This is a genomic window from Eudoraea sp. (assembly GCF_049665975.1).
In the GTDB taxonomy this organism is placed as follows: domain Bacteria; phylum Bacteroidota; class Bacteroidia; order Flavobacteriales; family Flavobacteriaceae; genus Eudoraea.
Window position 1 is genome coordinate 1 of sequence record NZ_JBATGR010000239.1, and the last position, 3495, is coordinate 3495.

Annotated in this window: 3 protein-coding genes and 1 pseudogene; all 4 read left to right on the top strand. The window is 36.1% G+C overall.

All coding sequences use genetic code 11. From position 1 onward, the window contains the following. A pseudogene (locus WBN20_RS08815) lies at positions 1–219 on the top strand (DEAD/DEAH box helicase); the annotation flags it as partial. A 99-nt stretch (positions 220–318) separates the two neighbouring features. Beyond that, the gene (locus tag WBN20_RS08820) at positions 319–1560 is read left to right on the top strand and encodes a glycosyltransferase (protein ID WP_424281421.1); all 1242 of its coding nucleotides are present in this window, start codon (positions 319–321) and stop codon (positions 1558–1560) included. Between the two features lie 80 nt (positions 1561–1640). Continuing rightward, entirely contained in the window at positions 1641–2480 is an 840-nt protein-coding gene (locus WBN20_RS08825) for a 1,4-dihydroxy-2-naphthoyl-CoA synthase (RefSeq protein WP_424275452.1), read from the top strand. A gap of 509 nt (positions 2481–2989) precedes the next feature. Continuing rightward, positions 2990–3495, top strand: a 506-nt coding sequence (locus tag WBN20_RS08830) for a pirin family protein (protein WP_424281422.1), incomplete at its 3' end; no start/stop codon positions are given.

A 3495-nucleotide genomic window follows, 5' to 3' on the forward strand; every position in this document is an offset into this window, starting at 1 on the left:
AGTATAGAGCAGCATGCCCAAATATGTGTTGAAAATAGTGAAGATGTTTTTGATGCAAGAATTCTGGCCAAAAAGCTTAAAGAAGAAATATCCTATAGGGTGAGGCAATATTCTTATTGTATTATGAACAATACAAAAAATTATAAAGAGTGGTTGGAAGAAGATTACGAACGTAAACTTCGCTTAAATATATCTCAAAAATTTGCGTCCAGGATGTAATTTTTGAGGCTATGAATAGCTAAAAACACTCATATTAGCAATGTGTAATGTTAATTAATGCATTAGTGGGATAGTTATTAGTTATCAGTATATAAAGCTATGGATTCAAATAAAGTATTGATTCTTGGACTAACGTGGCCCGAACCCAGGGCAACGGCGGCAGGAATAAGGATGATGCAATTAATTCATTGGTTTTTAGAAAAAAAATTTGAAATTACTTTTGCCAGTACCGCAGCCTTTACTGATTATTCCGAAAATTTAACCGCCTATGGTATTGATCAGCAACCTATAAAGCTAAACCATCATAGTTTTGATGAATTTACTCAGAGGTTAAATCCTGCTATTGTTGTTTTCGACCGGTATATCATGGAGGAACAATTTGGTTGGAGGATAGCCGAAAATGTACCCAATGCGCTTCGGATTTTGGATACTGAAGACCTTCATTCGCTCAGATCCTCGAGAGAAAAAACCCGCTATTTTCAAAAAGAATTTAATAGCTCTGAATGGCTAAGTCTGGATATTACAAAAAGAGAACTGGCGAGTATTTTCCGATCAGATTTATCCTTGATTATTTCTGAATTTGAAATTAAACTGCTAAAAGATATTGTTAAGGTAGATGAGAGTTTACTTTTATATCTGCCGTTTATGTACGATCACTTAAATGAAGGTATTATTAGCAATTGGACACCCTTTGCTAAAAGACAACACTTTGTTTTCATAGGAAACGGGAAACATGCACCGAATATAGATGCAATTTCATGGCTTAACACCAGCATTTGGCCTTTAATAAGGGAAGCGTTACCTGATTCAGAATTACATATTTATGGCCCTTATATGCCGGAAAAAATTCGAAAAATGGAGTGTGTTGAAACAGGCTTTAGAATTAAGGGATGGATAAGGGATGTGGCTTCTATACTATCTGGGGCTAGGCTTAACCTGGTACCTTTGCGATATGGCGCCGGATTAAAAGGAAAACTGATGGATGGGTTTATAAACGGAACACCTTCTGTTACAACATCTATCGGACTCGAAGGAATAGGCAATGCCGATGAATTGAATCTTTTTACTCAGGATGAACCCATAAGCTTTTCTAAACTCGCGATTGAACTTTACCAGAATAAGTATAAATGGAAGGAAACCCAAAATATAGGGACAGACTTGATAAATAATTTTTTTAACAAAGTAATTTTTGGAGAAAACCTAAATAAGAAAATAATAGAATTAGATAAAAATCTGAATCAACATAGAACAACCAATATTATTGGGGGCATTTTAGCACATAAAACTTTGCAGAGTACTAAATATTTATCCAAATGGATTGAAGCCAAGAACAATATATAGCAATAAAGAACAGACAGAAAATGAAAGGACATTAATTGTACAAGTCTTATCTTTATTGTGTACATAGAAATACTTTTAAAATGAAAATAAGCTGGAAAACCGTTAAGACTTTTGAAGATATAACGTATAAAAAAAGCAATGGTGTTGCACGTATTGCTTTTAACAGGCCTGATGTACGAAACGCGTTCAGGCCCAAAACCACAAGTGAGCTATATGAAGCTTTTTATGACGCCCAGGAGGATACCTCCATAGGCGTAATATTACTTTCTGCTGAAGGACCTTCATCTAAAGACGGTGTCTACGCGTTTTGTAGTGGGGGTGATCAAAAATCCAGGGGACAAAAAGGCTACGTTGGTGACGATGGGATGCACAGATTGAATATCCTGGAAGTGCAACGTTTAATCCGTTTTATGCCAAAAGTAGTTATTGCAGTTGTGCCAGGATGGGCAGTAGGAGGAGGGCATAGTTTGCATGTGGTTTGTGATCTTACCCTTGCGAGTAAAGAACATGCAATTTTTAAACAAACGGATGCTGATGTTACAAGTTTTGACGGGGGATATGGCTCCGCTTATTTAGCTAAAATGGTTGGTCAGAAAAAAGCCCGTGAAATATTCTTTTTAGGAAGAAGTTACACTGCGCAGGCGGCATTTGAAATGGGTATGGTAAATGCCGTAATTCCGCATGAAGAATTAGAAGTTACTGCCTATGAATGGGCACAGGAAATATTAGAAAAATCACCCACGTCAATTAAAATGTTAAAATTTGCAATGAATCTCACAGACGACGGAATGGTTGGTCAGCAGGTCTTTGCCGGAGAAGCCACCAGACTGGCTTATATGACCGAAGAAGCAAAAGAAGGCAGAAACGCCTTTTTAGAAAAAAGAAAACCCGATTTTGGAACTGATAATTGGATTCCATAATAATAGGCTTGGTAGTTAAGTTTTAGCCTTTATTAGCTCACATCTTTTCAGCAATCAAGAAAATAATCTCATAATTTCAAATTTAACTTTATCCAATATAGCGTTCTGATTCTAAGATCATTTATATTAGATAATACGCTTTCCTGGACAATATGTTTATAGATTTTCGTGTACGCAATAAGATTGAATATTATAAAAACTAAAAAGAGCCCCGTCTTTACGATCAGGACTCTTTTACGAGAACACTATATGAAAATGAAAAAATTAACTTCTTCTTATTTACACTGTAAACATACAGCCAACCTTTCTGAAAATATAATTATTGTTGTGAGCTATCATAGATTTGTGGTAAACAGAGCATTTCTTGTTATGTGATCACAAAATGGAGTCTCAATTATTTAATGACAACTAAATTTCTTTCAAAGCTCACTTGAAGAATTTTTTGCTGAATTTTATTACCTTAACTTTTTCTAAATAACTCATTCATTTAGAACATAAAAATTGATTGGATGTCTAATATAGGATTGATAATTGCAGAAAGGAGCAGGGATATTGGAGACTTCCTGGTAGGAAGGCTGATACCATTTCGTAAAAAACGAATGATCGGTCCGTTTATTTTTATTGATCATATGGGCCCTGCTGATTTAGGACCAGAAAAATATTTGGATGTTGATCAACACCCGCATATCGGACTGGCTACATTAACTTTTATGTTAGAAGGAGAAATCATGCATGAAGACAGCTTGGGTACAAAGCAACGTATTACACCCGGTTCTGTAAACTGGATGATAGCGGGTAAGGGAGTTGCCCATACAGAGCGCACCCCTGCTGATTTAAGGAATGGAAGAAGATCAGTCGCCCATGGATATCAAATATGGATCGCTTTACCTAAGCATTTAGAGGATATTGATCCCCAATTTAATCATTTTGGCTCTGATGAACTTCCCCAATGGCATAGTGGTAGTACAACCTTTAAATTAATAGCTGGCAATGGCTACGGCAAGACATCACCTGT

What these genes read in the sequence shown, in the direction of transcription:
- WBN20_RS08820 (WP_424281421.1), top strand. Translation starts at nt 319, where the DNA reads ATGGATTCAAATAAAGTATTGATTCTTGGACTAACGTGGCCCGAACCC.
- WBN20_RS08825 (WP_424275452.1), top strand. Translation starts at nt 1,641, where the DNA reads ATGAAAATAAGCTGGAAAACCGTTAAGACTTTTGAAGATATAACGTAT.